The following is a 26,173-nucleotide window of genomic DNA, read 5'->3' as shown; positions in this document are numbered from 1 at the left end:
TCAGACCCGCACCAGATCGCGCAGGGTGCCGAACCGGGCGTCGCCGATGCCCGGGATCTCGCGCAGCTGCTCGACCGCGGCGAACCGGCCGTTCTGGGTGCGCCAGTCGAGGATCTTCTTGGCTGTCACCGGCCCGACCCCGGGCAGCGCGTCGAGCTGCTCGAGCGACGCCGCGTTGAGATCGAGCTTCCCGCCAGCAACGGGCGCACCCCCCGCGGGAGCGGCCGCCGCCTCGGGAGCAGATGGGGCTGGGGCGGGCGCGCCGACCACGATCTGCTGCCCGTCGACCACCCGCGCCGCGAGGTTCAGCGGCGTCAGGTCGACCGCCGGGAGGGCCCCGCCCGCGGCCTCGACCGCCTCCCCCACCCGCGCGCCCTCGCGCATCGTCACGAGCCCGGGCCGGCGCACCTTGCCCGCCACGTTCACGATCACCGGTCCGCCCGCCGGCACCGCCGCGACCGGCACGGCCGACGGCGCGGGGGCCGGTGCGGCCACCGCCGGGAGGTCCGGGACCGGCTCGGCCACCGGGCGCCCCGACCACACCCCCACCGCCGCGATCACGGCCGCCAGCGCCGCGACCGCCCCGAGCCCGATCGCGCCCCACCGGCCCGGGTCCCACCGCGCCGCCACCCACGACGCCGGCAGCCACCGCGCGAGCCCCCGCGGCGGGTCCCACGCCGACGGCGCCGGGGCAGCCCGGACCAGCGGCTCGCGGGGCTCCCAGTCCTCGTCGTAGGCCAACGAGGCACCAGGGGTCCCGGGCGGCGCACTCGGCCAGCCGCGCCGCGACGGCATCGGCTCCGGGGGCGGCGGCTCCGCCGGAGCGGAGAGGGCCTGCAGCCGCAGGCGGACGTCGTCGGGCACACCGCGACGCTAGGAGCGCGGGACCGCGTCCTCCCAGCTCAGCGCCTCGCCCTGTGGACTACCCGGGTCCGCGGTGCCGGTGGGGACACCCGGCTGCTCCGCCCGGAGCAGCGCCGCCACCGCCTCCCCCACCGCCCGGTGCGCGGGCCAGCCCCAGTGGATGCCGTCGGGGTTGCCGCGGCCCAGCAGGACGTGCTCGGTCACCAGCGACGCCACGTCCACCGTCGCCACCCCGGACGACTCCGCCCACGCCCGCATCGCCGCCACGTGGCCCTCCCGTGCGGTGTGCACACCCGCGTAGAGGGCCGAGCGGTGCACCGAGGGCAGCAGCAGGACCACGGGGGCGTGCGGGCGCAGCGTGGTCACCGCCAGCCGGCACTGCTCGAGGCAGGCGACGGTGTCGGCGGCGGACAGGGCGGTGGGCCGGCCGCCGGTGAGCCGGACCGCGGACGCGTGCACGTCGCGGTAGGCCCGCCGGGCGCGGGCGCGCAGCGACCGGGGACGCAGCACCGGGATGAGCTCCCGCACCGCGGTCGGCAGTGGCGAGGGCAGCGAGTCCATGCCGCCGATCCCCAGGACGAGGGCGTCGGCGGTCCGTACCGACGCCCACACGCGCGGGTCGGTGCGCACTGCGGTCCAGGCGTGGCGGGCGGTCCAGCCGAGGCCCGCGTGCAGGTCGGCGGTGCCGCCGAGGACGGCGGCCGCGACGTGCGACCAGAGGCGCGGTTCGTCGACGGGGTGGGCCGTGCGCGGGCCGTGGAAGCTCAGCGAATCGCCGAGGACCAGCAGCCGCATCGTCAGGCCCCGCCGCCCCACTCGGCCAACCGCCAACGGTCGCGCCGGAACTGCAGCACCGACCAGCGACAGTTCCCCAGGGGCTGCAGCGACGGCCAGAGCTCCACCGGCCAGCCGAGGAACCCGCAGGTCACCCCGGTGATGGTGCCGCCGTGGGCGACGAGGAGGGCGGTCGCGCCCTCGGCGTCGGGCTCCGGGGTCCCGACGAGCTCGTGCACCACCGGCAGCCCGCGGGCGGCCACGTCGACGCGGGACTCGCCGTCGGGCGGGGCGAACGACGCGTCGTTGCCCCACCGCTCGAGGGCGCCGGGCCAGCCGGCCTGCACCTCGGTGTGGACCAGGCCGGACCAGGCGCCGACGTCGGTCTCGCGCAGCCGGGGCTCCTTGCGGGGCTCGAGCCCGGTGCCCTCGGTGACGGCGAGCGCGGTCTGGAAGGCCCGGGTCTGGTCGGAGGCCACCACGACCACGGGCTCGAAGCGCTGCACGACGGGCGCGACCGCGGCGGCCTGCGCCTCGCCGGTCTCGTCGAGCGGTGGGTCGAGGCGGCCCTGCATGCGGCGCTCGGCGTTCCACGCGGTCTGGCCGTGGCGCAGCAGGACGACACGGGTGATCGGCTCACCCCCGGGCGCGGTCACTCCGCGGAGGAGGGCGCCGCCGTGACCTCGGCCGGCAGCTCGATGCGCGGGCAGTCCTTCCACAGGCGCTCGAGCCCGTAGAACTCGCGCTCGTCGGTGTGCAGGACGTGCACCACGACGTCGCCGAAGTCGAGCAGCACCCAGCGGGCCTCCTGGCGGCCCTCGCGGCGCACCGGCTTGACCTCCTCGCCGCGGAGCTTCTCCTCGACGTTGTCGACGACCGCCTGCACCTGGCGCTCGTTGGGCGCGGAGGCGATGACGAAGCAGTCGGTCAGGGGCAGGCGCTCGGACACGTCGATGGCGACCACGTCGTGGGCGAGCTTGTCGGCGGCGGCCAGGGCCGCGACCTCGGCCAGGCGGCGCGCGCTATCGGTTGCGGCCATTACCGGAAAGCCTACCCGGCGCCCCGCGCCACGCGTCGGCACACTGGAGCGATGCCAGACACCACCCGGCCCGCGGCCGACTTCGGCGACGGCCTGGCCCAGGGGCCCGACCTGGCCGAGGCCGCCGAGACGGCCGTCGCGGCGGCCACCGCCCCGCTGCACGGCCGCCGGCCCGACCTCATGACCGTCTTCGTCACCCACCCCGACCCCGACGTCGCCGGCGCCGCCGCCCGCCGCGCCATGGAGATCGCGGGCGCGACGACCGTCATCGGCTGCCGGGCCTCCGGCGTCATCGGTGACGGCCGCGGCGTGGAGGACGCCCCCGCGATCGCGGTGTGGGCGGCCTCGCTGCCCGGGGTGCGCGCCACCCCGTTCCGCCTGCAGGCCGCCCGGCACGAGACCGGCATCTCGGTGACCGGGATGCCCGTGCCCGCCGAGGACGACGCCGTCGCCGTGCTGCTGGCCGACCCGTTCACCTTCCCCGCCCAGGGCTTCGTCGAGCAGTCGGACGCGGCGCTGCCCGGGCTGCCGCTGGTCGGCGGCCTCGCGACGGCGCCGGTGGGGACCTCGGCGCTCGGCCCCGCCCGCCCGGCTCCCGGCGGGGCCCGGCTCTTCCTCGACGGCGAGGTGCACGAGCGCGGCGCCGTCGGCGTGCTGCTCGGCGGCGACGTCGCGGTCCGCACCCTGGTCAGCCAGGGCTGCCGCCCGATCGGCCCGACGATGACCGTCACCGGCTCCTCGGGCTCGCAGCTCACCGGCCTCGCCGGGATGCCGGCCTACCGCAAGCTCGAGGAGATCCTCCGCGACCTCGAGCCCGACGACCGCGCGCTCGCGATGCGCGGGCTGCACCTCGGCATCGCCATCGACGAGTACGCCGACTCCCACGGGCGCGGCGACTTCCTCATCCGCGGCGTGGTCGGCGCCGACGGGGACGCGGGCACCGTGACGGTGGGCGACGTCGTCGAGGTCGGGCGCAGCGTGCGCTTCCAGGTCCGCGACGCGACGACCGCGGGCGAGGACCTCGACGCGCTGATGGCCTCCTCGGCCGGCGACGGCCCGGTCGGCGGCGCGCTCCTGTTCAGCTGCACCGGCCGTGGGCGGATCATGTTCGGCGAGCCCGGCTCCCCCGCCGGCGGCGCGAGCCACGACGTCCGCGCGGTCCGCCGCGGCCTCGCCCCGCGCGTCGCCGGCTTCTTCGCCGACGGCGAGATCGGCCCGGTCGGCTCGAAGAACCACCTGCACGGCTTCACCGCGTCGGTGCTGGCGTTCGGCTAGAGGTGCGGAGGCCTGTGAGCACTTTTCCGTGTCCCGGCACGGAGTAGTGCTCACAGGCCGAAGGCACCTTGCTCGAGCATCGCCACGTACTTCTCCACGTTCCGAGCCCGGGCCGCCGCGGTCTTGAGCTGACCGAGCCGGTGCAGGATCGCGTACCGGTTCTGGCTGGTCAGACCCTCGAAGGCGGCTGCGGCCGCCGGGGAGGCCGCCAGGGCGACCGCGAGATCGTCGGGAACCGTGGCCGTCGCGGGGCCGGCGTAGGCGGCGTCCCAGCGGCCGTCGGCGCGCGCCCGCTGCACCTCCGCGAACCCGGCCGGGTGCATCCGGCCCTCGTCGGTCAGCCGCGCGATGTGGCCGACGTTGCGCGCCGACCAGATCGAGCGGGCCCGCCGCGGGGTGAACCGCTGCCACGTCGTGAGCTCGTCGCGCCGCTTCGCCTGCCCGTCGATCCAGCCGAAGCAGAGGGCCTCGTCGAGCGCCTGCGCGTAGGTCAGGGTGGTCGGCGGGTCGGGCACCGCCAGGGCGGCCTTCTTCGCGAGCAGCAGCCACACCCCGGTGGGGTCGGCGTGGTTCTCGTGGAGCCAGGTCCGCCAGGCGGCCTCGTCGGGAACGACGAGCTCGGGCTGGTCGACCATCAGCCCAGGTACTCCAGCCGCGACGGCACCCCGCCGTCGCGGTAGAGGCCCCGCTTGACGATGTACTGCACCACCCCGTCGGGCACCAGGTACCAGACCGGCTCGCCCGCCTCGACCCGCGCGCGGCAGTCGGTCGACGAGATCGCCATCGCGGGCACCTCGATGAGGCTCACGGCGCCGCGGGGGAGGTGGTCGGAGGCGAGCTCGAAGCCCGGGCGGGTCACGCCGACGAAGTGCGCGAGCTCGAACATCTCGTGCGCGCGGTGCCAGGACAGGATCTGGTCGAGCGCGTCGGCGCCGGTGATGAAGTAGAGCTCGGCGCCGGGGAAGATCGCGGCGAGGTCGCGCAGGGTGTCGACGGTGTAGGTCGGTCCGTCGCGGTCGACGTCGACGCGGCTGACGGTGAACCGCGGGTTCGACGCCGTGGCGACCACCGTCATCAGGTAGCGGTCCTCGGCCGGGGTGACGTCGGTCTTCGACTTCTGCCACGGCTGCCCGGTGGGGACGAACACGACCTCGTCGAGCGAGAACCGGCTGGCCGCCTCGCTGGCGGCGACCAGGTGGCCGTGGTGGATCGGGTCGAACGTCCCGCCCATCACGCCGACACGCCTCACGTGGTCCATGCGGCTCCTAGACCGGCAGCAGTCCGCCGACCACACCGGCCAGCTGCGCCGCGGTGCGGCACTCGTGCATGGGCAGCACCCTGCCGTACTCGGGCGCGGCCGAGTCGCCGGTCCCCCACTGCCGCTGCGGCTCGGGGTTGAGCCAGTGGGCGTGCCGGGCCTTCCCGACGATGCCCGCGAGGACCCGCGTGTTCGGGTCCTGGTGGTTGGTGCGGGCGTCGCCGAGGACGAGCAGCGAGGTGCGCTCGGTGACGGCCTCGGGCCAGTGCTCGGCGAACCGGCCGAACGCGCGGCCGTAGTCGGAGTGCCCGCTCCAGGCCACGATCCCGGGCCGGGTGTGGACCTCGGTGAGGATGCCCGCGAGGTCGGCGCCGGGGACGAAGAGGTCGCTGACCTCGACGCACCCGTCGACGAAGCAGAAGACCCGGACCCGCGAGAACTGCTCGCGCAGCGCCTGGACCAGCATCATCGTGAACTGGCTGAACCCGGCGACCGAGCCGGAGACGTCGCAGAGCAGCACGAGCTCGGGGCGTCCGGGCCGGGGCCGGCGGTGCACGAGGTTCACCGGGACCCCGCCGGTGCCCATCGAGCGGCGCAGGGTGCGGCGCATGTCGATGGGCCCGCGGTGGGCGCGGCGCCGGCGCGCGGCCAGCCGCGTCGCGAGGTGGCGGCCCAGCGGCGCGACCCGGCGGCGCAGGTCGGCGAGGGTGTCGGCGCTCGCGGAGAGGAAGTCGGTCTGCTCGGCCTGGCGGCGCACCCCGGTGCGGGCGGCGGCCTCGCGGCCCCGGATCTCGCTGCCGCGCCGCGTGGTCTCGGCCTGCACCATCGACCGGAACTCCGCGATGCGGGCCCGGGTCTCGCGGCGCGCGACCTCCTCGGCGAAGGGGCTGTCCTGCTCCCCGCGGCGGCTGCGCAGCTCGGCGAGCACCCGCGCCAGCAGCGTCTCGGGTCGCACCTTGTTCAGCGCCTGGTAGGACGAGAACCCGCTCGGGGAGCCGCTCCGCCCGTCCTGCCCGCTGCCGGACCCGCCGCTGCCCTGTCCCCCGCTGCCGCTGCCCTGGCCGGCCCCGAGGGCGCCGAGCCCGTCGACGACGGCCCGGGCCAGTTCGGAGAGCGCCGCGGTGTCGCCGTCGGCGAGGAGCTGGGCGAGCAGGTCGCGCAGGGCGTCCACGTCGACCGACCCGTCCTCGGCGTAGGGCAGCGCGACCTCCCCCAGCGCGGCGCCCTGCCCGAGGGGCCACCACAGCTCGAAGAGCGCGTCGAACGTCTGGCGCTGCCCGGAGCGGCGCAGCAGCGCGGCGGCCAGGCCCTCGCGCAGCTGGTCTCGGCGCAGCAGGTCGAGCTCGGCGAGCACCGCCGCGGCGTCGACGGTCTCCCCCGGCCCCACGTCGACGTGGTGGTGGCGCAGCGCCTGCACGAAGTCGACGAGGTGGGCCGGGAGGCCCCGGGCGGGGGTGGTCATCAGTTGAGCCGCAGTTCCGCGGACGCCTTCACCAGGTCGGCGCGGTGCTTGAGGACCACGCCGAGGCTCTGGCGGACGGCGTCGTCGTCGACGGTGTCGAGGCCGAGCGCGAGCACGGTCCGCGCCCAGTCGATCGTCTCGGCCACCGAGGGGGCCTTGCGCAGGTCGAGCCCGCGGAGCACCCCGACGATCCGGACGAGCTCCTCGGCGAGCGCCTCGGGGAGCTGCGGGACCCGGCTCGCGACGATCTTCCGTTCGAGCTCGGCGTCGGGGAAGTCGAGGTGCAGGAACAGGCAGCGCCGCTTGAGGGCCTCGGAGAGCTCGCGGGTGGCGTTGGAGGTCAGCAGCGTGAACGGGCGCTGGGTGGCGACGATCGTGCCGAGCTCGGGGACGGTCACCTGGAAGTCGCCGAGCACCTCGAGGAGCAGGCCCTCCACCTCGACGTCGGCCTTGTCGGTCTCGTCGACGAGCAGCACCGTGGGCTCGTCGCGCCGGATCGCGGTGAGCAGCGGGCGGGTGAGGAGGAACTCCTCGGAGAACACGTCGTCGCGGGCGTCGTCCCACGCCTCGCCCTGGCTCGCCTGGATGCGCAGCAGCTGCTTGGCGTGGTTCCACTCGTAGAGCGCGCGGGCCTCGTCGATGCCCTCGTAGCACTGGAGCCGGACGAGCCCCGCGCCCGTCGCGTCGGCGACGGCCCGCGCGAGCTCGGTCTTGCCCACCCCGGCCGGACCCTCGACGAGCAGCGGCTTCCCGAGGCGGTCGGCGAGGAACACCGTCGTCGCCACCGCGGTGGAGGCGAGGTAGCCGACGCCGGCGAGACGCGTCACGACGTCGTCGACGGAGTCGAAGAGGGTCGCCCGTCCGGTCGAGTCCCACCTGGTCGCTTCACTGCCCACGGTCCGCATCCTGCCCGCTGATCGTCCGCTTGTCCCGGCATCGCGGGCGGCACCACTGCGCCCGTTCCCGACGATGGCGGGTGTGCGCGGGCCGGCGAACGCCCATCCCCCGGGGATGACCCCCGCGACCGTCGACCCGCCCGTCACCACCATCACGCTGCCCTGGCTCGGGACGATCCGGATGTCGCGCCCCGAACTGGCCTTCGTCGGCGGGGTCGCCGCCCTCGGCGTGCTCGGCTTCCTGGAGTGGCCGGTCGCCCTCGTCCTCGGCGCCGGACACGTGCTCGCCTCCGACCGGAGCCGGCCGGACGTCCGGGAGACCGGCGAGGCGATGGAGGAGGTCGGCTGACCGGGAGGCCGCACCTGGCACCCTGTCGCCGGTGACGGCGAGGGACACCGACGTCGAGGTCCGGTCGGTGCCGGACGTGCCCGCTCCCACGCCGCGCCCGCTGCGCCCGGTCCTGCGCCTCGTGCTCGCCGCCGGGGTCGCCCTCCTGGTCGTCGCCGGGCTCGTCGGGCGGCTCGGGCTCGTGGGCGGCGACGCCGTCGGCGCGGCCGACAACGCCGACGGCGCCCGCCTGTTCTGCGTCGTCGGGCTCACCCCCGACGCCACCGACGGTCGCGCGGGCGGGCACGGCGTCGTCGTCACCGAGTTCCGCACCGGCGGCCCGCCGTGCCGCGTCCCCGCCCCGGTCACCTCCGGCGGCGTGGTCCTGGAGGCGACCGTCGCCCTCGCCGCCCGGCTCGACCGCTCGGCACCGGCCCCGGACGGCAGCACCCGCGTCAGCCTCGAGTGGCTCGCCGGGGTCTACGCCGTCCTGTTCGGCCTCGGCGCCGGGGTCGCGGCCGCCGCGGCCCTGGCGGGGTCCCGACGACGAGGCCCCGCGGCGGCGCTCGTCGTGCTCCCGCCGCTGCTCCCCCTGCTCGTCGTGCCCTGGTGGACCCGGTTCCTGGTGTCGACCTACGGCGAGCCCGCCGGGCTCCTCGGCACCGCGTGGGTCGCCTGGGGGCTGCTCGCGGTCGCCGTGACCCGTCCGGACGACCGCGCGGCCCGCGGGACGGCGCTCGGCCTCCTCGCCGCCGGCGCCGTCGTCGTGGCCACCGCCAAGCCGGGCTTCCTGCCCGTCGGGATGGCGGCGGTCGTGGCGTGCGCGGTCGTCACCGTCGGGGTCCGACGGGCGTGGCGGCGGCTGCCGGGCCTGGTCGCGGCGGTCGTCGTGGTGGCGCTCGCCGCGTCCCCGGTGCTCGCGGGGATCCGCTACCAGGACGAGCTCTACGCGTCGCCCAACACCCACGACCTGATCTTCACCGCGATCCTGCCCGAGGCCGGGCCGGGCGCCCTCCCCGCGGTCGGCCTGCCCCCGGAGGCGTGGCGGCACTCCGGCGAGCACTTCTACCTCGACCTGGGCCGGGGCGTCCCGGGCTGGGAGACCACGATCGGGGCCCGGCCGGTCGAGACCCGGGCCCTGGCCCGGGCCTGGCTCGCGGAGCACCCCGTCGTCCTCGCCCGGATGGTGCACCGGGGCCTCGTCGCGACCCTGCGCCCGCAGATCCCCTACCTGGTCTCCGTCACCGCCGGGCCGCGGACCGTGAGCGGCACGCTGCCGGTGCCGGAGTTCCCCGAGGCCGCGCAGCGCATGGGCGTGACGTTCCGGTACCTCGACGGTCTCCCGGGGCGGTGGGTGCCGCCGGCGGTCGTCGGGACGGCCCTGCTCGCCGCCGCGGCGACGGTGCTCGTCCCCCGCCCCGCCCGGCGGCGCTCCCCCGCGCCCGGCCTGCTGCGCGTCGCCGGGGCCCTCGCGGCGGCCGCCCTCGGCACCGTGCTGCTCGCGGTGGTGGGCGACGGGTACGTCGAGCTGGCCAAGCACGTCTGGTTGGCCTCGTACCTGCTGGTGGTCACCGCGACGGTGCTCGTCGCGAGCGTCCTGGCACACCTGACGCGTCAGGCGAAGGCGCCCGCGTAGGCGTTGAGGGCGGGCTGGCCGCCGAGGTGGGCGTAGAGGACCGTGGAGTCGCGGTCGATGCCGCCGCCGGTCACGAGGTCGACGAGCCCGGCCATGGACTTGCCCTCGTAGACCGGGTCGAGGATGACGCCCTCGAGGCGGGCGGTCAGCTCGATCGCGTCGCGGGTGGAGCGGACCGGGATGCCGTACTCCTCGCCGGCCCAGCCCTCGAGCACGGTGATCTCGTCGTCGCGCAGGTCGCGCCCGAGCCCGATGAGCTCCGCGGTGTGCCGGGCGATGCGCCCGACCTGGTCCCGGGTCTTCTGCAGCGTCGCCGAGGCGTCGATGCCGATCACGCGGCGCGGCCGGTCGGAGGCCGCGAACCCGGCGATCATCCCGGCGTGGGTGGAGCCGGTGACGGTGCAGACGACGATCGTGTCGAAGAAGACGCCGAGCTCGGCCTCCTGGGCCTCCACCTCACGGGCCCACTGGGCGAACCCGAGCCCCCCGAGCGGGTGCTCGGAGGCGCCCGCGGGGATGCCGTAGGGGACGCCGCCGGCGTCGCGCACCTCCTGCAGGGCCCGCTCGTAGGAGTCCCGCAGGCCGATGTCGAAGCCGGCCGGGTCGAGGCGCACGTCCGCGCCGAGGATGCGCGAGAGCAGGATGTTGCCGACCTTGTCGTTGACGCTGTCGGGCCAGTCGACCCACCGCTCCTGCACCAGGCGGGCCTTGAGGCCGAGCTTCGCCGCGACCGCGGCCACCTGGCGGGTGTGGTTGGACTGCACGCCGCCGATCGAGACCAGCGTGTCCGCGCCGCTCGCGAGGACGTCGGGGACGATGTACTCCAGCTTGCGCATCTTGTTGCCGCCGTAGGCGAGCCCGGAGTTGCAGTCCTCGCGCTTGGCCCAGACCGCGGCGCCGCCGAGGTGGTCGGTGAGCCGGTCGAGCCGGTGCACCGGGCTCGGCCCGAAGAGCAGCGGGTAGCGGTCGAAGTCGTCGAGGGACACGGATCCTCCAGGTCGGGATGAGCCGATCGCCCGGACACGACGACCTCGGCATGCGATATATTGCATGCAGCTCGTCGGACGGTGTCAAGGGCCCGCATCCCGGCCCACGGTGTCGGACCCCTGTGCTTTCGTGGTCACCATGACTTCCGTGGTGTCCGACCTGCGCGCCGACGCCGAGGCGACCCTGCAGCGCCTGGCCGGTCCCGAGGCCGTGCTGCGCGAGGACCAGTGGCGCGCCATCGAGGCGCTCGTGGCGCACGGCCGGCGCGCGCTGGTCGTGCAGCGCACCGGGTGGGGCAAGTCGGCCGTGTACTTCGTCGCCACCGCGCTGCTCCGCGCCCGCGGCAAGGGGCCCACCGTGATCGTCAGCCCGCTGCTGGCCCTGATGCGCAACCAGATCGAGGCTGCGGGCCGGGCGGGCATCCACGCCGTCACGGTGAACTCGGCGAACACCGAGGGCTGGCAGGAGGTCTACGCCCAGGTCCGGGCGGGCGAGGTCGACGTGCTGCTCGTCAGCCCCGAGCGGCTGAACAACCCGGAGTTCCGCGACCAGGTGCTCCCCGAGCTCTCGCGGACCGCCGGGCTGCTCGTGGTCGACGAGGCGCACTGCATCTCCGACTGGGGGCACGACTTCCGGCCCGACTACCGGCGGCTGCGCACGCTGATCTCCGAGCTGCCCGACGGCGTACCGGTGCTCGCCACCACGGCCACGGCGAACGACCGGGTGACCAGCGACGTGGCCGAGCAGCTCGGGGTCGGGACGGCGCAGGACGAGGCCCTGGTGCTGCGCGGCGAGCTCGACCGCGAGTCCCTGCGCCTCAACGTTCTCCCGCTCTGGAAGGGGGCCGACCGGTTCGCCTGGCTCGCCCAGCACCTCGACGACCTGCCGGGCTCGGGCATCGTCTACACGCTGACGGTGTCGGCCGCCGACGAGCTGGCGGCGTTCCTGCGCGAGCGCGGCCACGCCGTCGCCGCCTACACCGGCAAGACCGACCCGGCGGAGCGCGAGCGCGCGGAGGACGACCTGCTGGCCAACCGCGTGAAGGCCCTCGTGGCCACCTCCGCGCTCGGCATGGGGTTCGACAAGCCCGACCTCGGGTTCGTCGTGCACCTCGGGGCCCCGCAGTCGCCGGTGGCCTACTACCAGCAGATCGGCCGTGCCGGCCGTGGCGTGGAGCGCGCCGAGGTGCTGCTGCTCCCCGGCCCGGAGGACCGCGACATCTGGGCCTACTTCGCCTCGCTCGCCTTCCCCGCCGAGCCGCAGGTGCGGGTGGCGCTCTCGGTGCTCAGGGACAGCACGGCCGCGGGGCGCGCACTCTCCACCGCGGCGCTCGAGCCGCGCGTCGAGCTGTCGCGCGGGCGCCTCGAGATGATGCTCAAGGTGCTCGACACCGACGGCGCCGTGAAGCGCGTCAAGGGCGGCTGGGAGGCCACGGGCGAGCCCTGGGAGTACGACGGGCGCCGCTACTCCGGGCTCGCGAAGGCCCGGCGCGCCGAGCAGCAGGCGATGCTCGACTACATCGACACCACGAGCTGCCGGATGGAGTTCCTGCGCCGCCAGCTCGACGATCCCGGCGCCACCCCCTGCGGGCGCTGCGACAACTGCACGGGCCCGTACTACGACGGCTCGATCGGCGAGGACGTCCGCGTGCAGGCCCAGGAGGTCCTCGACCGGCCCGGGGTGCCCCTCGCGGCACGCAAGCAGTGGCCGAGCGGGATGGACGCCCTGAACGTGCCGCTCAAGGGCAAGATCAAGCCCGAGGAGGCCGCCGAGGAGGGCCGCGCGATCGGGCGGCTCACCGACGTCGGGTGGGGGCCGCGGCTGCGCCCGCTGCTGCGCGGCGACGACCTCGTGCCCGACGCGGTGGTCGACGCCGCCGTCGTCGTCCTCAAGACCTGGGGGTGGGCCGAGCGCCCCACCGGCATCGTGTGGCTGCCCAGCCGCGGGCGGCCCGCGCTCGTCGAGAGCTTCGCGCAGCGGATCGCCTCGATCGGCCGGCTGCCGCTGCTCGGGGCGCTGGCCGACACCGCTCCCCCGCTCTACGTCGACCCGGAGGACGAGTCGGAGCCCGAGCCGCCGAACTCGGCCCAGCGCCTCGCCGAGGTGTACGGCCGGCTCTCGGTGCCCCGAGGCCTCGAGGGCCTCGACGCCGGCCCGGTGCTGCTGATCGACGACGTGTCCGACTCGGGGTGGACCCTCACGGTCGCGGCGATGCTGCTGCGCCGCGCCGGGGCGCCCGCGGTGCTGCCGTTCACCCTGACGACGACCATCTGATCGTGCCCACGTTCTCTAGGGTCGACCCATGAGCCGCGCCCGCACCCCGCTCCGGATCGTCGGCATCGTCGCCGCCCTGCTCGGCCTGCTGTTCACCCTGCAGGGCATCGGCCTGGTGGGCGGCAGCTTCATGACCGGGCAGCGGCTCTGGCTGGTCATCGGGATCGTGCTCGTGGTCCTCGGACTCCTGGTGGCCTCGGGTGGCCTCTTCCGGCGCGACACGCGCCGGACGAGGCGCTGACCCGGGGCTCCACGCCCGGGCTCCCGGTGCTGGACGAGCCCCCGACGACCGGCGAGAGTGAGCCGGCACCCGCCCAGGACCGGAAAGGCCCCGAAGTGGACACCCGCGCGAACACCGTCGACGCCGTCCTGCGCCGCAGCGCCCGCCGCACCCCCGGGCGCACCGCGCTGCTCTTCGCCGACCGGACCTGGACCTACGCCGAGCTCGACGACGCCGTCAGCCGCACGGCCGGGTGGCTGCGCACCCTCGGGGTGGTGCAGGGCGACCGGGTGGCCGCCTACGGCCGCAACTCCGACGCCTACCTGCTGAGCTTCCTCGGGGCGGCGCGGATCGGCGCCGTGCACGTGCCGATCAACTACGCGCTGACCGGGGAGGAGCTCGCCTACCTCGTCGAGCAGTCGGGCAGCCGGGTGCTGGTCGTCGACCCCGCCCTCGCCGCCAACGTCGAGGCACTGACCCAGCGCCCCGGGCAGGTCGTCCCGATGCGCGACGCGCCCGGCAGCCTGCTCGAGGCGGCGCGCACGGGCGAGGTCCCGGAGATCGACGTGACGGTCGACGACGGCGACCTCGCGCAGCTGCTCTACACCAGCGGCACCACGTCGAAGCCCAAGGGCGCGATGATGACCCACCGCGGTCTGGTGCACGAGTACGTCTCGGGGATCCACGCCCTCGGGATGACCGAGCACGACGAGCCGCTGCACGCGATGCCGCTCTACCACTCGGCGGGAATGCAGCTGTTCATGATGCCGTACCTGGCGGTCGGGGCCACGAACCATCTGATGGAGGCGCCCGACGTCCCCGAGATCCTCCGCCGGATCGAGGCCGACCGCATCGGGGCCCTGTTCCTCGCGCCCACCGTGTGGGTCCCGGCGGTCAACCACGCCGACTTCGCCACCCGCGACCTGTCGAGCCTGCGCAAGGCGTTCTACGGCGCGTCGATCATGCCGGGCCCGATCCTCGCGCGGCTGCGCGAGCAGCTCCCCGAGCTCGGCGTCTACAACTGCTTCGGCCAGTCCGAGATCGGCCCGCTGGCCACGGTGCTGCAGCCCGAGGAGCACGACGAGCGCCCCGACTCCTGCGGGCGCCCCGTGCTGTTCGTCGAGCTGCGGGTGATCGACGACGAGGGCCGCGACGTCGCCCCGGGCGAGGCCGGCGAGGTCGTCTACCGCTCCCCGCAGCTCTGCGAGGGCTACTGGGACAAGCCCGAGGAGACCGCGGAGGCGTTCCGCGAGGGCTGGTTCCACTCCGGCGACCTCGTCCGGATCGACGAGCAGGGCTACATCACGGTCGTCGACCGCATCAAGGACGTCATCAACACCGGCGGCATCCTCGTCGCCTCCCGCGAGGTGGAGGACGCGCTCTACACCCACGAGGCCGTCGCCGAGGTCGCGGTGATCGGCACGCCCGACGACCGCTGGATCGAGGCGGTGACCGCCTTCGTCGTCCTGCGCCCCGAGCACGCCGAGGGGTTCGACGCGGACGCCCTCATCGAGCACGCGAAGGCCCGGCTCGCGAAGTTCAAGGTGCCCAAGGCGGTGCACCTGATCGCCGAGCTGCCCCGCAACCAGTCGGGGAAGCTGCTCAAGCGCGTCCTGCGGGACAAGGTGTGACCACCCCGGGTGCGCCGACCCGGGGGAACTGGTTCACCCGCGGCGGCTGGTGGTTCTTCGTCCACGTGCTGAGCGTCGGCGTCCTGGCGGTCGTCCCGTTCACGGCCGCGGCCACCGTGTCCCGACGGGCCGGGCACGCGCTGCTCGCCGCGGCGGTCCTCGTCCTGACCATCCTGGCCTTCGTCCTGATCGGCACGGCTCCGGAGGACGCCACGGGGAGAGCGACCGGAGCGGCGTCCGCGATCGGCGGGCTGCTCATCGTGATCGTCCTGATCGGCGGCCTCGTCGGGCTGATCGTGCTGCGCACCCAGATCTACGGCCGGGACGCCCCGGTCCGCCAGGCAGCCCCCACCGGTACCGACCCTGCCGTCGCCCGCGCCATGGCCGGGCGGCAGCGACGCCAGGAGGCCCGGGCCCTCGCCGCGAACGACCCCCTGCTCGCCCACGAGCTGCGGATCGGGCGGCCCGACCTGCCCCGCGACTACGACGACGGCGGTCTGGTCGACCTCAACAGCGCGCCCGCGCCCGTCGTCGCGCAGCTCTGCGGGATCGAGCCCGTGCAGGCGGCCCGCATCGTGCAGGCCCGCCAGGCGGCCGGACGGTTCGCCGCGGTCGACGACGTGTTCTCCTACACCGACCTGCCGGTCGAGGTGTGGGACCGCGTCCGGGACCGCGGGATCGTCGTGTAGCGACACGCGGGGCCCACCCGGATGAGTGACGACCGGGGGCGCCTCGTAGGGTCGTCCGATCGACCAGTCGACCTTCCTCCCCCGTGGTCGCGTCCGGGCGAAGGCCGTCGAGGCCGGGACCGACCTCGTCTCCGCCGCCCGCGCGATCCCCCGCGCCGTCGCCGTCCCGGTGGCGGCGGGCCTCGCGCTCGGACTCACGACCATGCTCGGCGTCGCCCTGCGGATCGGCCTGCTGACCCTGCCGGGGCTCGGCGGCGGCCTGATCGGCGTCGGCGACAACGGCGACGCCTACCGGCTCTTCTGCACCGCCGGCCTCACCCCCGACACCCCGTCGGGGTTCTCGCTCTGGCGCGGGGTGGTGGTCACGTCGTTCACCACCGGCGGGACCCCCTGCACCACCGCGCCGTCGTCGGCCGCGACCCTGCTCGGGCTGGTGGTCCCCGCCGGCCCCGGGGTCTGGTCGCTGACCTCCTACGCCTGGCTGCTCGCGGGCCTCGCCGCCCTCGCCGTCGGCCTCGGCGGCGCGGTGCTCGCCTCCGTCCGGCCGTCGCGGGCGCTGCTCGTCGGCATCCCGCTGGTCGGCCTGCTCGCCGCGTCGTGGTGGTCGCGGTTCCTCGTGTCGCTCTACGCGGAGCCGACCGCGCTGGTCGCGGTGGTCTGGCTGGTCGTCGGGCTGCTCGTGGCGGCCGGGACCCGGCCCGAGCAGCGGTGGCAGCGTCTGGTGGCCCTCGGCCTGCTCGGGCTCGGCGGGCTCGTGGGCGCCACCGCGAAGCCCGGCTTCGTCCCGATCGCCCTGGTGGCGGCGGCCTGCGCCGCGCTCGTGGTCGTCCGGAGCCCGTCCGGACGACGAGGGTGGCGCCTCGCCGGCCCGCTCGTCGCGCTGGCCCTGCTGGCCGGGGCCGCGAGCCCGGTGGCGCAGGCGGTCGAGGGCCAGGACCGCAGCTACGCGACGGTCAACGCCCACAACCTGATCTTCACCGCGCTGCTGCCGGAGCTCGGCCCCGACGTCGTCCTCCCCGCCGTCGGGCTGCCCCCGGCCGCGGCCGCGCACTCCGGCGAGGGCTTCTACTGGGCCGGCGGCCGGGGCATCCCGGGGTGGACGACGGCGATCGAGGACCGTCCCGACGAGGCCCGCGGCGCGGCCCGGGCGCTGCTCGCCGAGCACCCCGGGGCGCTCGTGACCATGGTCGGCCGGGGGCTCACCGCGACGATGCGTCCGCAGCTGGACTACCTGCCCTCGGAGCCGCGCGGCACCGCGCCGGAGCACTTCGAGGGCCGCACCGTGTACCCGGAGGCCGGCCCGCAGACCGCGCTGCTGGTGCGCTGGCTCGACGCGATCGCCGTCGGCTGGCTCCCGGCCGCCGTGGTGCTGGCCGCTCTCGCCGCGGCGGCCGCCACCGTCCTCCCCCGCGCGCGCCGCGCGGACCCGCTGGCCCTGGGCCTCGTCCGGACCGCGGGCGCGTGCGCCCTCCTCGCGCTGGGCGTCGTCGGGCTGGCCGTGCTCGGCGACGGCTACTACGAGCTGTCCAAGCACGTGTGGCTCGCGTCCTACCTCGTCCTGACGGCCGGCGTGACCGGTGGGGCGGCCGCGGTCGTCGGGCTCACCGCGCGGTTCCGGCGTCAGAACCGCGTGTAGGACCGCGTGAAGATCGTCGACGTCCCGGTCGGAAGGGTCGCGATGCCGGGGTTCGGCCCGTCGGGTCCGCCCTTGTCGATCTGGTACTGCAGCAGCGCGTTCGAGGCGCCCGCGTCGGCGACGAACACGTCGATCCGGTAGGTCGCGGTGTCCGGGGCGTCCTGGACCCCGAGGTAGTACTGCCCGCAGTCGAAGGTGCCGTCGGCGCGGGTGACGCACGGCTTGTCCTGCGGGAAGAACCGCCCGGTGCCCGGGTCGAACGTCGTGGCCCAGAGCAGGGTGCCGGGCGGGAGGTCGTGGGACGAGCCCGCCACCCGGAACGTCCGGGGCACCGTGGTGGTGGCGGGCGTGATGATCGTGGCCCCGGCCGGTCCCTCGGTGGCCGCCGCGCTGGTGACCCCCCGGGAGAACGCGAGCGCGGCGAGGGTGAGGGCGCAGCCGAGGAGGAGTCCAACGCCGACGAGCAACCAGGACCGCCGCGGGCGGCCCGCCGGGTCAACCGATGGGTCGGCCGGTGGACCGGACGCGGCGGCGGTGGGTTCGTCTGGACGGGGCTCGTCCGGACCGGGGGGACCCGCACCGGCCCACGGCGGCTCGGGGGCGACGACCTGCTCGCCCCGGCGGCGCCGCGACTCGAGGTCGTCGAGGGAGGCCCAGTAGGACCTCCAGGCCTCGAGCTCTGCCTCGTCGGCACCCACCGCCCGCAGGACCCCCAGCACGAGCGCGAGGTCGCCGAAGGTGTCGCCGCGCAGCGCCTTGCCGAGGGCCGAGCGGCTGAGCCGGGCCTCGTCGGGCAGGGCGCGCAGGATGCGGTCGAGGGTGGCGCCGCCGTGGTCCTCCACCGCGCCGCGCAACCAGTACGCCAGCTCGCGGCGGGGGCTCCCGTCGCGGGCGACGGGCTCCGGGCGGCGTCCCGGCTCCCCCGCGCGACGCTCCCTGTAGTCGGGCACGAGGAGACAGTGCCCCACCGGGCCGGGAGAAATACCTGGTCGGAGCGGTCGTTTTCTCGATCAATCCCGGCGGGGTGCCGCCGGTGTCCGGCCCCCGGTATCACTGGGGCGGTCGAGGCGTACGGCTTCGGCCGCACCTGGGGGGAGCGGCCGGACGCTGCCCCGTCCGGTCGCGGCCGGGCGGGCCCCCGGGGGCCCGCCCGGCGCAACTGTTCAGCTCCGGCCGACCGCCGTCGACGCGGGCACCACCACGAACTGCCGCAGGACGAGGTCGGTGAACACCACCGGCCCGCGCGGGCCGGGAACGTGGTCGACGTTGATGCCCGTCTCCGGCACCCGGCGCAGCTTGTAGCCGTCGAGCAGGCGCGTGGTCGCGTTCCAGAAGGCGCCGGTCCCCGCGTAGGTGTCGAGGAAGGTGCGGGCCGCGGCCTCGTCGGCCGTCACGATCGTCGCCGCCAGGCCCGAGGTCTCCCGGTTCGCGATCGCGGCGGCGTCGGCGGGCCCGTCGGCCGGGGCGATCGTCACGGTGGCCTCGTGGCCGTCGTCGAGGGCCCACTCGTGGCCCAGCGGGTGCGCGTGCGGCGGCAGCGAGGCGTGGATGTCGGCGTCGCGGAGCATCTCGACGAGGATCGGGGTGACCGTCTCCCACTGCGGGGCGTCGACGAGCAGCAGGTTCAGCCGGTTGCACACGCCGAGCCGGTCGACCGAGGACGAGACGAGGGTGGCCGTCAGCGCCGGGTCGGCGGCCCGGTCGACGTAGAGGACGCCGCCGCCGTCGGCGTGGGCGAGGGTGCGGACGCCGTGCTTCGCGGCCTCCAGCCCGAGCGAGCGGGTGGTCTCCCCGGAGCCGCGCAGGATCACCAGGCCGATCAGGCCCGGCCGGCGCACGAGCTCGACGGCGCACTCCCGGCTCGCGTCGCCCACGAGGGTCACCGCGTCCGCGGGCAGCCCGGCCGCGTCGAGCGCGGGCCCGACGACGTCGGCCATCAGCGCGGTCGCCGACGCGAGGGCGGCGCCGCCGGTGCGGAGCACCCCCGCGTTGCGCGACTTCACCAGCTGCGAGGCCACGTCGACGACGACGTTGGGGCGTGCCTCGAAGTTCGCCCCGATCACGCCGACCGGGCGCCGCCGCTCGATCAGCCGCAGCCCGTCCGGGCGCTCCTCGACCACCACGTCGCGCGGCGGCACCCCGATCTCGGCGAGCTCCCGCAGCGAGTCGGCCATCGACTCCAGGCGGGCCTCGTCGAGCCGCAGCCGGTCGAGCAGGGCGCCGGTCATCCCCGCGTCGACCGCGGCCTCCACGTCGGCTGCGTTCGCGGTGGCCAGGGTGGGCGCCTTCGCGAGGAGCAGGTCGGCCATGCCCCGCAGCGCCGCCGCGATCTGCGCGTCGGTCGCGGCGGCCATCGCCGGGGCCGCCGCCGCGGCGCGCTCGCCGCAGTCGGTGACGATGTCGGCCGGCGTGGCGCGGAGGGGCGTGCTGGTCATCCGACCAGTATGCCGACCGGTCCCCCGTGCTGATCAGCCCGTGGTGGCGGCCGCGCGGCCCCGCACGGGCACGAGGTCATCGGCGTGGACCACTTCCCGACGATGCTCGGGGGCGAGATCGCGGGTCTTGCGGCCCACCAGCTCCGGCATCTCCTCGGCGTCGAACGCCACCACGCCGCGGGCCACGGTCTCCCCGTGCGGGCCGACGAGCTCCACGACGTCGCCCGCCTCGAAGTCCCCGTCCGAGCCGGTGATCCCCGCCGCGAGCAGCGAGCGGCGCGTCGACGCCGGACCGGAGGTGACCGCCCGCACCGCGCCGTCGTCGAGATGGAGCCGCCCGCGCGAGCCCGCCATGTGGCGCAGCCAGAAGCGGCGCGCCGAGAGGCGGGGCCCGGTGGGGGCGAACACGGTGCCGACGTCGCCGGACCCGAGCGCCGCCGCGGCCTCGGCCGCCCCGGCCACGAGCACGGGGACGCCCGCCCCGGAGGCCAGGTCGGCGGCGGCGAGCTTCGAGGCCATGCCGCCGGTGCCGACCGCGCCCGCCCCCGGCCGGGCCACCCGGACCCGCTCGAGGTCGGAGACGCCGGCCACCTCGTCGAGCATGGACGCGCCGGGGGCGCGGGGGTCGTCGTCGTACACGCCGTCGACGTCGGAGAGCAGCACGAGCGCGTCCGCGCCCACGATGTGCGCGACGAGGGCGGCGAGGCGGTCGTTGTCGCCGAAGCGGATCTCGTCGGTGGCCACCGTGTCGTTCTCGTTGACCACCGGGACCACCCCGAGCCCGAGCAGCCGCTCGAAGGTGCGCTGGGCGTTGCGGTAGGGCGCCCGGCGCACGACGTCGTGGCTGGTGAGCAGCACCTGGCCGACCACGCGGTCGTGCCGGGCGAAGGCGTCGGCGTAGGCCCGCGTCAGGTGCAGCTGCCCCACCGACGCGGCGGCCTGCTGTGAGGCCAGGTCGCGGGGGCGGCGGGCGAACCCCAGCGGGGCGAGGCCCGCCGCGATCGCCCCGGACGACACGAGGACCACCTGGGTGCCGGTCGCGGCCCGGGACGCCACGGCGTCGACGAGGGCGTCGAGCCGGGAGACGTCGAGCCCGCCGGAAACGCTGGAGAGCGAGGACGAACCGACCTTCACGACGAGCCGCCGCGCCCCCGCGACGGCACCCCGGGCGCTCACTCGCCGGTGTCGCGCACGTAGGGGTCCCCGCCGTCGACCCAGCTCGGGACCCCGAGCTCGGCGTCGTCGCGGTGCCGCCGGCGGTCCTTCTTGGCCGCCTTGCGCTCCGCGGCGGACGCGCGGTCGGCGCGCCCGACGCCGTCGAGCCGCGCGTCGGTGCCGCGGATGTGTCCGCCGAGCGCCGCGATGCCCGCCGGCGTCGAGGGCTCCCAGTCGAAGGTGTGCACGCCGATCGTCACCATGTCGCCGGGCGAGGCCCCGGCCTCGGCCAGCGCCTCCTCGACCCCGAGCTTCGCGAGCCGGTCGGCGAGGTAGCCCACCGCCTCGTCGTTGGCGAAGTCGGTCTGGCGGACCCAGCGCTCGGGCTTCTCGCCGCGGACCAGCCAGGCCGGGCCGTCGACGTCGTCGCCGGTGTCGGGCTCGATGGTGAAGCCGGTGTCGTCGACCGCGGTGGGCCGGATGACCTGGCGCGGCGGGACGGTGACGAGCGCGGTGGCCCGCGCCTCCGCGACCGCCCCGGCCATGAGGAACGTCAGCTCGCGCAGCCCGGTGTGCGCCGCGGTCGAGATCTCGACGACGGGCCAGCCGAAGGCCTCGACGTCGGGGCGCACGAGCTCGGCGAGGTCGGCCGCGTCGGGCACGTCCATCTTGTTGAGCGCCACGATCCGCGGCCGGGTGGACATGTCGGTGCCCAGCCCCGGGGTGTAGGCGGCGAGCTCGGCCTCGAGCGCCCGGATGTCGGACACCGGGTCGCGCTCGGTCTCGAAGGTCGCGCAGTCGACCACGTGCACCAGCACCGAGCAGCGCTCGATGTGGCGCAGGAAGTCGAGGCCGAGGCCCTTGCCGCCCGACGCCCCCGGGATCAGGCCCGGCACGTCGGCGACGGTGAACGTCGTGTCGCCCGCGCTGACCACCCCGAGCTGCGGGGTGAGCGTGGTGAACGGGTAGTCGGCGATCTTCGGCCGCGCCGCCGACAGCACGCTGACCAGCGACGACTTCCCGGCCGAGGGGAACCCGAGCAGCCCGACGTCGGCCATCGAGCGCAGCTCGAGCACCAGGTCGCGGGTCTCCCCCGGCTCCCCCAGCAGCGAGAAGCCCGGGGCCTTGCGCGCCGGGCTCGCGAGTGCCGCGTTGCCGAGCCCGCCGCGGCCGCCCTGCACCGCGACGAAGCGCATGCCCTGGTTGGTGAGGTCGCCGAGCACCTCGCCGTCGGCGTCGAGCACCACGGTGCCCGCGGGGACGGCGAGCTCGATGTCCTCGGCGTTGCCACCGTTGCGGAACGACCCCGCGCCCGGCTTGCCGTTGCCGGCGACGGCGTGCGGGTGGTGGTGGAAGTCGAGCAGGGTGTGCACACCGGGGTCGACGACGAGGACCACGTCACCGCCGCGCCCGCCGTTGCCGCCGTCGGGGCCCCCGAGCGGGACGAACTTCTCCCGGCGGACCGAGGTGCACCCGTGCCCCCCGGACCCGGCGGTGACGTGCAGCGTCACGCGGTCGACGAACCGTGCCATGCGAACCTCTCCTGACACACGAACGAGGGGCGGGCCCGTCGGGCCCGCCCCTCGCCGGTGGAACTGGTGTGTCGGTGAGACCGATCTAGGAGATGATCAGGCCTCGACCGGCACGATGTTGACGTTCTTGCGCCCGGCCTTGCGACCGAACTGGACGGAGCCCGGGACGAGGGCGAAGAGCGTGTCGTCGCCGCCGCGGCCGACGCCGACGCCCGGGTGGAACTTGGTGCCGCGCTGCCGGATGAGGATCTCGCCGGCCTTGACGACCTGGCCGCCGAAGCGCTTCACGCCCAGGAACTGGGCGTTCGAGTCGCGACCGTTGCGGGAGCTGGATGCACCCTTCTTGTGAGCCATGGTGTCTCGCTCCCCTTACTTCGAGATGCCGGTGATCTCGACCTGGCTGTAGCGCTGCCGGTGCCCGACACGCCGCTTGTAGCCGGTCTTGTTCTTGTACTTCATGATCTTGATCTTCGGGCCCTTGGTCACACCGAGGACGTTCCCGGTGATCGAGACCTTGGCCAGGTCGTCCGACGAGGACAGGACGGTGGCGCCGTCGACCACGAGCACGGGCTGCAGGTCGACGGAGTCGCCGTCCAGGAGCTCCACGTCGAGGACGTCGCCGACCGCGACCTTGTACTGCTTGCCGCCGGTCTTCACGATCGCGTACATCTCGGACGCAGGCTCCTGTCGTGCTGGACGTCTCATGCTGTCTGGTGTGCGGGAGGCATCTCAGGTGGGCGCCTCACCGCGCGCCGGGGTGTTCCACCCCGACGCTGCTCGGACCACAGTACCTGCCGGGTCCGACTCCATCGTGGCCGGGGTCAGCTGCCCGCGACCCCCACCGGCGGGCCTCCCGGGCGGGACGCCGCCCGACGACGACGCCGGGCGGCGGGCTCGGCGGGCGCCGGGACGGCCGGCGTGGCCTCCTCCGGCTCCTCCTCGACCTGCTCCGGGCCGGTGGCGGTGTGGATCGACCCGATGCGTCCCGTGACGACCGGCTGGTCGGGCTCCTCGGACGTCGGCGCGACCGGGGCCTCGACGATCTCGTCGGCCGTCGGCTCGGGCGCGTCGGCCAGGGGCTCGGCCGCGGAGACCTTGCGATCGGGCTCCGGGGTGCCCGTCGACTCCTCGGCCAGGGTCTCCTCGAGGGCCACCTCGGGCTCCTCGACGGCCACCGGCGCGGCGTCGTCGGGCGTGCCCGTCGACTCCTCGGCCAGCGTCTCCTCGAGGGCCACCTCGGGCTCCTCGGCCGCCACCGGTGCGACGTCCCCGGTGGTCGCGGTGTCGACGGACGTCGCGGTGTCGTCGGGGACGGTCACCGGCGTGGCGTCGTCGGGCGTGCCCGTCGACTCCTCGGCGAGGGTCTCCTCGAGGGCGACCTCCGACTCCTCGACGGCGTCGTCGTTCGTGGCCCGCCGCGAGGCGAGCTCGGCCGGGCTCGGCACAGGGGCCGAGCCGACCACCGCGTCGACGACGGTCGTGGGCGACCCGCCCTCGGACGACGCCCCCCGCCGGCCGCGGCCGCGCCGGCGACCGGACCCCGACGAGCCGTTCCCGTTCGATTCCGACGATGCACCGTTCGAGCCGCTCGGCGCGGCGGCGCCGTTCGAGCCGTTCCGGTCGCCCGAGCCGTTCGGCCCCTTCGACCCCTGGTCGTTCGACTGCGCGGCGCTGCCGACGGCCACCGGCTCGTCGGACACGATCACGCCGCGGCCCTTGCAGTGCTCGCAGGGCGTGGAGAACTCGTCGAGCAGGCCCTGCCCGACGCGCTTGCGCGTCATCTGCACCAGGCCGAGCGAGGTGACCTCGGCGACCTGGTGACGCGTGCGGTCGCGGCCGAGGCACTCGGTGAGGCGGCGCAGCACGAGGTCGCGGTTGGACTCCAGGACCATGTCGATGAAGTCGATGACGATCATGCCGCCGATGTCGCGCAGCCGGAGCTGGCGGACGACCTCCTCGGCGGCCTCGAGGTTGTTGCGGGTCACCGTCTCCTCGAGGTTGCCCCCGGAGCCGGTGAACTTGCCGGTGTTGACGTCGACCACCGTCATGGCCTCGGTGCGGTCGATCACCAACGTGCCGCCCGAGGGCAGCCACACCTTGCGGTCCAACGCCTTCACCAGCTGTTCGTCGATGCGGTAGGCCGCGAACACGTCCTCGGGGCCGGTGTGGCGCGAGAGGCGGCCGACCAGCTCCGGGGCGACGTGCGAGATGTAGCCCTCGAGGGTCTCCCAGGCCTGCTCCCCCGAGATGACCAGCGAGGAGAAGTCCTCGTTGAACATGTCGCGGACCACGCGGATGAGGAGGTCGGGCTCCTCGTGGACCAGCGTCGGCGCCTTGCCCTTCTTGGCGTCGGCGTCCTGACCGGTCCGCTCGATGACCTCCCACTGCGCCGCGAGACGGCGCACGTCGGCCTCGAGCTCGTCCTCCTCGATGCCCTCCGCGGCCGTGCGGATGATGACCCCGGCCTCGTCGGGGACGATGCGCTTGAGGATCTCCTTGAGGCGCTTGCGCTCGGGCTCGGGGAGCTTGCGGCTGATCCCGGTGGCGCCCCCGCCGGGGACGTAGACGAGGAAGCGGCCGGGCAGGCTGATCTGGGTGGTGAGGCGGGCGCCCTTGTGGCCGACCGGGTCCTTCGTCACCTGCACGAGGACGCTGTCGCCGGAGGACAGCGCGTGCTCGATCTTGCGCTGCTTGCCGTCGAGACCGGCGGCGTCCCAGTTGACCTCGCCGGCGTAGAGCACCGCGTTGCGGCCGCGGCCGATGTCGACGAACGCCGCCTCCATCGAGGGCAGCACGTTCTGCACGCGCCCGAGGTAGACGTTGCCGACCATGGAGTTGGCCCCGATGCCGGCCACGAAGTGCTCGACGAGGACGCCGTCCTCGAGCACACCGATCTGGCTGCGGTCGGCCTGCTGACGGACCACCATCGTCCGCTCGACGGCCTCGCGGCGCGCCAGGAACTCGGACTCGGAGAGGATCGACGGGCGGCGCCGCCCCTGCTCCCGACCGTCCCGACGACGCTGGCGCTTGGCCTCGAGCCGCGTGGAGCCCTTGACCCCGCGGACCTCGTCGTCGCTGGAGCGCCGGTCGGACTTCTCCGACGCGCCCTTGTCCGACTTCTCGGCCTTCTCGGCCTTCTCGCGGACGTGGGTGACGGTGTTCGGCGGGTCGTCGGTGGGCTCACCCGAGTCGTCCGAGCGGCGACGGCGACGACGCCGGCGGCGCGAGGACCCCGAGTCCGACGATCCCGACTCGTCCTCCGACGAGGAGTCGTCCGACTCGTCGTCGGAGTCGTCGGACTCGGAGGAGGTCCCCTCCTCGGACGAGTCGTCCGACTCGTCGGTGGACTCGTCGCCCTCGGCGTTGTCGTCGGCCTCGTCCCCGCCGCGGCCACGGCCGCGACCACGGCGTCCGCGCCGGCGGCGACGCCGACCCGAGTCGTCGTCGCCGTCGTCCTGGCCGTCGGTGTCGGGGCCCGACGTGTCGTCGGCGGTTGTCTCGGGGGCGCTCGCCTCGGGGGCGGCCTCTTCCGGCGTCGGCTCGACCTCGGTGGAGGGGGTCACCACGCCGGTCGAGCGGCTGCTCCGGCGGCGACGGCGCCCACCGGCGGCGGGCTCCTCGTCGTCGGCGGGGACCGCGGGGGTGGCGACGTCGGGGGCGAGGAAGAGCGCCGCGGGCGCGCTCGGCGCGTTCGAGATCGCCCCGGTGACGACGGGCTCGGCCGGCCGGGCGGGCTCGGCCGCCGCGAGGTCGGGCTCGGGCTCGGGGAGCGTGGGCGCGGCCGGGGGCGAGGAGGGGAAGAGGTCCTCCACGACCCGCGAGACCGTCTCCCGGTCGACGCTCGACTGCGCACTGCGCGCCGCCACCCCAAGACGGGCCAGCAGCGCCAGCACCTCACGGCTGGACGAGCCGAGGAGCCGCGCGAGCGCGTGCACCCGCAGCTTGTCGGGCAGCGCGGCCAGCGCGGCCTCGTCGGGACGGACACCTGATGAAGAGGTCTCGGGAGAAGTTCCCTGTGCCTCGTTCTCCGACATGCAACTCCTTCGGTCCCCGGGCGCGACCTGTCCGGTCGCGGCCACACG

24 protein-coding genes are annotated in these 26,173 nt (G+C 75.3%); 8 read left to right on the top strand and 16 right to left on the bottom strand.

The window, feature by feature from the left end; translation table 11 throughout:
- Genes ACFPBZ_RS02055 through rsfS form a run of 4 tightly spaced genes read right to left on the bottom strand, consistent with a single transcriptional unit; the run spans position 1 to position 2,677 of the window.
- A complete protein-coding gene (locus ACFPBZ_RS02055) occupies positions 1-864 on the bottom strand; it encodes a ComEA family DNA-binding protein (protein WP_378034332.1) in 864 nt (287 codons plus the stop codon).
- A gap of 9 nt (positions 865-873) precedes the next feature.
- Positions 874-1,659, bottom strand: coding sequence for a diglucosylglycerate octanoyltransferase (gene octT, locus ACFPBZ_RS02050; RefSeq protein WP_378034331.1), 786 nt, complete (start codon positions 1,657-1,659; stop codon positions 874-876).
- Between the two features lie 2 nt (positions 1,660-1,661).
- A complete protein-coding gene (locus tag ACFPBZ_RS02045) occupies positions 1,662-2,294 on the bottom strand; it encodes a histidine phosphatase family protein (protein ID WP_378034330.1) in 633 nt (210 codons plus the stop codon).
- Complete coding sequence (gene rsfS, locus ACFPBZ_RS02040) at positions 2,291-2,677, bottom strand: ribosome silencing factor (RefSeq protein WP_378034329.1); 387 nt, start codon at positions 2,675-2,677, stop codon at positions 2,291-2,293. The genes ACFPBZ_RS02045 and rsfS overlap by 4 nt, the downstream gene beginning before the upstream one ends.
- Before the next feature lie 51 nt (positions 2,678-2,728).
- Here rsfS and ACFPBZ_RS02035 point away from each other — a divergent pair, with 51 nt between their 5' ends.
- Positions 2,729-3,952: an FIST signal transduction protein gene (locus ACFPBZ_RS02035; RefSeq protein ID WP_378034328.1), complete on the top strand. Its 1,224-nt coding sequence runs from the start codon at positions 2,729-2,731 to the stop codon at positions 3,950-3,952.
- A 50-nt stretch (positions 3,953-4,002) separates the two neighbouring features.
- Here ACFPBZ_RS02035 and ACFPBZ_RS02030 read toward each other — a convergent pair whose 3' ends face one another.
- The 4 genes from ACFPBZ_RS02030 to ACFPBZ_RS02015 are packed head-to-tail and all read right to left on the bottom strand — an operon-like array spanning position 4,003 to position 7,568.
- The gene (locus ACFPBZ_RS02030; protein ID WP_378034327.1) at positions 4,003-4,587 is read right to left on the bottom strand and encodes a YdeI/OmpD-associated family protein; all 585 of its coding nucleotides are present in this window, start codon (positions 4,585-4,587) and stop codon (positions 4,003-4,005) included.
- Entirely contained in the window at positions 4,587-5,210 is a 624-nt protein-coding gene (gene nadD / locus ACFPBZ_RS02025; RefSeq protein ID WP_378034326.1) for a nicotinate-nucleotide adenylyltransferase, read from the bottom strand. The genes ACFPBZ_RS02030 and nadD overlap by 1 nt, the downstream gene beginning before the upstream one ends.
- Before the next feature lie 7 nt (positions 5,211-5,217).
- Positions 5,218-6,672, bottom strand: a complete 1,455-nt coding sequence (locus ACFPBZ_RS02020; protein WP_378034325.1) for a VWA domain-containing protein — start codon at positions 6,670-6,672, stop codon at positions 5,218-5,220.
- Positions 6,672-7,568, bottom strand: coding sequence for an AAA family ATPase (locus ACFPBZ_RS02015; protein ID WP_378034324.1), 897 nt, complete (start codon positions 7,566-7,568; stop codon positions 6,672-6,674). The genes ACFPBZ_RS02020 and ACFPBZ_RS02015 overlap by 1 nt, the downstream gene beginning before the upstream one ends.
- 115 nt (positions 7,569-7,683) lie before the next feature.
- On the opposite strand from ACFPBZ_RS02015, the gene ACFPBZ_RS02010 reads away from it, so the two are divergent.
- Both ACFPBZ_RS02010 and wsfD (ACFPBZ_RS02005) read left to right on the top strand, forming a co-directional pair.
- Positions 7,684-7,917: a hypothetical protein gene (locus tag ACFPBZ_RS02010; protein WP_378034323.1), complete on the top strand. Its 234-nt coding sequence runs from the start codon at positions 7,684-7,686 to the stop codon at positions 7,915-7,917.
- Positions 7,918-7,948: 31 nt separating this feature from the next.
- Complete coding sequence (gene wsfD / locus ACFPBZ_RS02005; RefSeq protein WP_378034322.1) at positions 7,949-9,532, top strand: glycan biosynthesis hexose transferase WsfD; 1,584 nt, start codon at positions 7,949-7,951, stop codon at positions 9,530-9,532.
- Here the strand turns inward: wsfD (ACFPBZ_RS02005) and ACFPBZ_RS02000 are convergent.
- Positions 9,511-10,518 carry a 1-aminocyclopropane-1-carboxylate deaminase gene (locus ACFPBZ_RS02000; RefSeq protein ID WP_378034321.1) on the bottom strand — a complete coding sequence of 336 codons (1,008 nt, stop codon included), beginning with the start codon at positions 10,516-10,518 and terminating at the stop codon, positions 9,511-9,513. The two genes, wsfD (ACFPBZ_RS02005) and ACFPBZ_RS02000, sit on opposite strands and share 22 nt — an antisense overlap.
- Positions 10,519-10,657: 139 nt before the next feature.
- Here ACFPBZ_RS02000 and ACFPBZ_RS01995 point away from each other — a divergent pair, with 139 nt between their 5' ends.
- From ACFPBZ_RS01995 to wsfD (ACFPBZ_RS01975), 5 genes are all read left to right on the top strand, one after another.
- A complete protein-coding gene (locus ACFPBZ_RS01995; RefSeq protein ID WP_378034320.1) occupies positions 10,658-12,793 on the top strand; it encodes a RecQ family ATP-dependent DNA helicase in 2,136 nt (711 codons plus the stop codon).
- Positions 12,794-12,821: 28 nt separating this feature from the next.
- A complete protein-coding gene (locus ACFPBZ_RS01990; protein WP_378034319.1) occupies positions 12,822-13,034 on the top strand; it encodes a hypothetical protein in 213 nt (70 codons plus the stop codon).
- Positions 13,035-13,129: 95 nt separating this feature from the next.
- Complete coding sequence (locus tag ACFPBZ_RS01985) at positions 13,130-14,644, top strand: acyl-CoA synthetase (RefSeq protein WP_378034318.1); 1,515 nt, start codon at positions 13,130-13,132, stop codon at positions 14,642-14,644.
- Positions 14,641-15,333, top strand: a complete 693-nt coding sequence (locus ACFPBZ_RS01980; protein ID WP_378034317.1) for a ComEA family DNA-binding protein — start codon at positions 14,641-14,643, stop codon at positions 15,331-15,333. Before ACFPBZ_RS01985 ends, ACFPBZ_RS01980 begins: the two co-directional genes overlap by 4 nt.
- A 202-nt stretch (positions 15,334-15,535) precedes the next feature.
- A complete protein-coding gene (gene wsfD, locus ACFPBZ_RS01975; RefSeq protein ID WP_378034316.1) occupies positions 15,536-16,969 on the top strand; it encodes a glycan biosynthesis hexose transferase WsfD in 1,434 nt (477 codons plus the stop codon).
- Here wsfD (ACFPBZ_RS01975) and ACFPBZ_RS01970 read toward each other — a convergent pair.
- The 7 genes from ACFPBZ_RS01970 to ACFPBZ_RS01940 form a co-directional block, all read right to left on the bottom strand.
- Positions 16,954-17,919, bottom strand: a complete 966-nt coding sequence (locus ACFPBZ_RS01970; RefSeq protein ID WP_378034315.1) for a hypothetical protein — start codon at positions 17,917-17,919, stop codon at positions 16,954-16,956. The two genes, wsfD (ACFPBZ_RS01975) and ACFPBZ_RS01970, sit on opposite strands and share 16 nt — an antisense overlap.
- A gap of 213 nt (positions 17,920-18,132) precedes the next feature.
- Positions 18,133-19,404, bottom strand: coding sequence for an aldehyde dehydrogenase family protein (locus ACFPBZ_RS01965; RefSeq protein WP_378034314.1), 1,272 nt, complete (start codon positions 19,402-19,404; stop codon positions 18,133-18,135).
- Between the two features lie 33 nt (positions 19,405-19,437).
- Positions 19,438-20,580 (bottom strand): glutamate 5-kinase, encoded by a 1,143-nt coding sequence (gene proB, locus ACFPBZ_RS01960; protein ID WP_378034313.1) that lies wholly within the window; start codon positions 20,578-20,580, stop codon positions 19,438-19,440.
- Entirely contained in the window at positions 20,577-22,091 is a 1,515-nt protein-coding gene (obgE, locus tag ACFPBZ_RS01955) for a GTPase ObgE (protein ID WP_378034312.1), read from the bottom strand. The genes proB and obgE overlap by 4 nt, the downstream gene beginning before the upstream one ends.
- Before the next feature lie 96 nt (positions 22,092-22,187).
- Positions 22,188-22,445, bottom strand: a complete 258-nt coding sequence (rpmA, locus tag ACFPBZ_RS01950) for a 50S ribosomal protein L27 (protein ID WP_378034311.1) — start codon at positions 22,443-22,445, stop codon at positions 22,188-22,190.
- Between the two features lie 15 nt (positions 22,446-22,460).
- The gene (gene rplU, locus ACFPBZ_RS01945) at positions 22,461-22,760 is read right to left on the bottom strand and encodes a 50S ribosomal protein L21 (protein ID WP_378034310.1); all 300 of its coding nucleotides are present in this window, start codon (positions 22,758-22,760) and stop codon (positions 22,461-22,463) included.
- A 152-nt stretch (positions 22,761-22,912) separates the two neighbouring features.
- Positions 22,913-26,125 (bottom strand): translation initiation factor IF-2 N-terminal domain-containing protein, encoded by a 3,213-nt coding sequence (locus tag ACFPBZ_RS01940; RefSeq protein ID WP_378034309.1) that lies wholly within the window; start codon positions 26,123-26,125, stop codon positions 22,913-22,915.
- Positions 26,126-26,173 lie beyond the last annotated feature (48 nt).

Origin of the sequence: Actinomycetospora atypica, from assembly GCF_042653685.1 — a bacterium.
Lineage (GTDB): Bacteria > Actinomycetota > Actinomycetes > Mycobacteriales > Pseudonocardiaceae > Actinomycetospora > Actinomycetospora atypica.
Note: the sequence above shows the minus strand (reverse complement) of the source record. Positions and strands in the feature narration are given on the sequence as shown.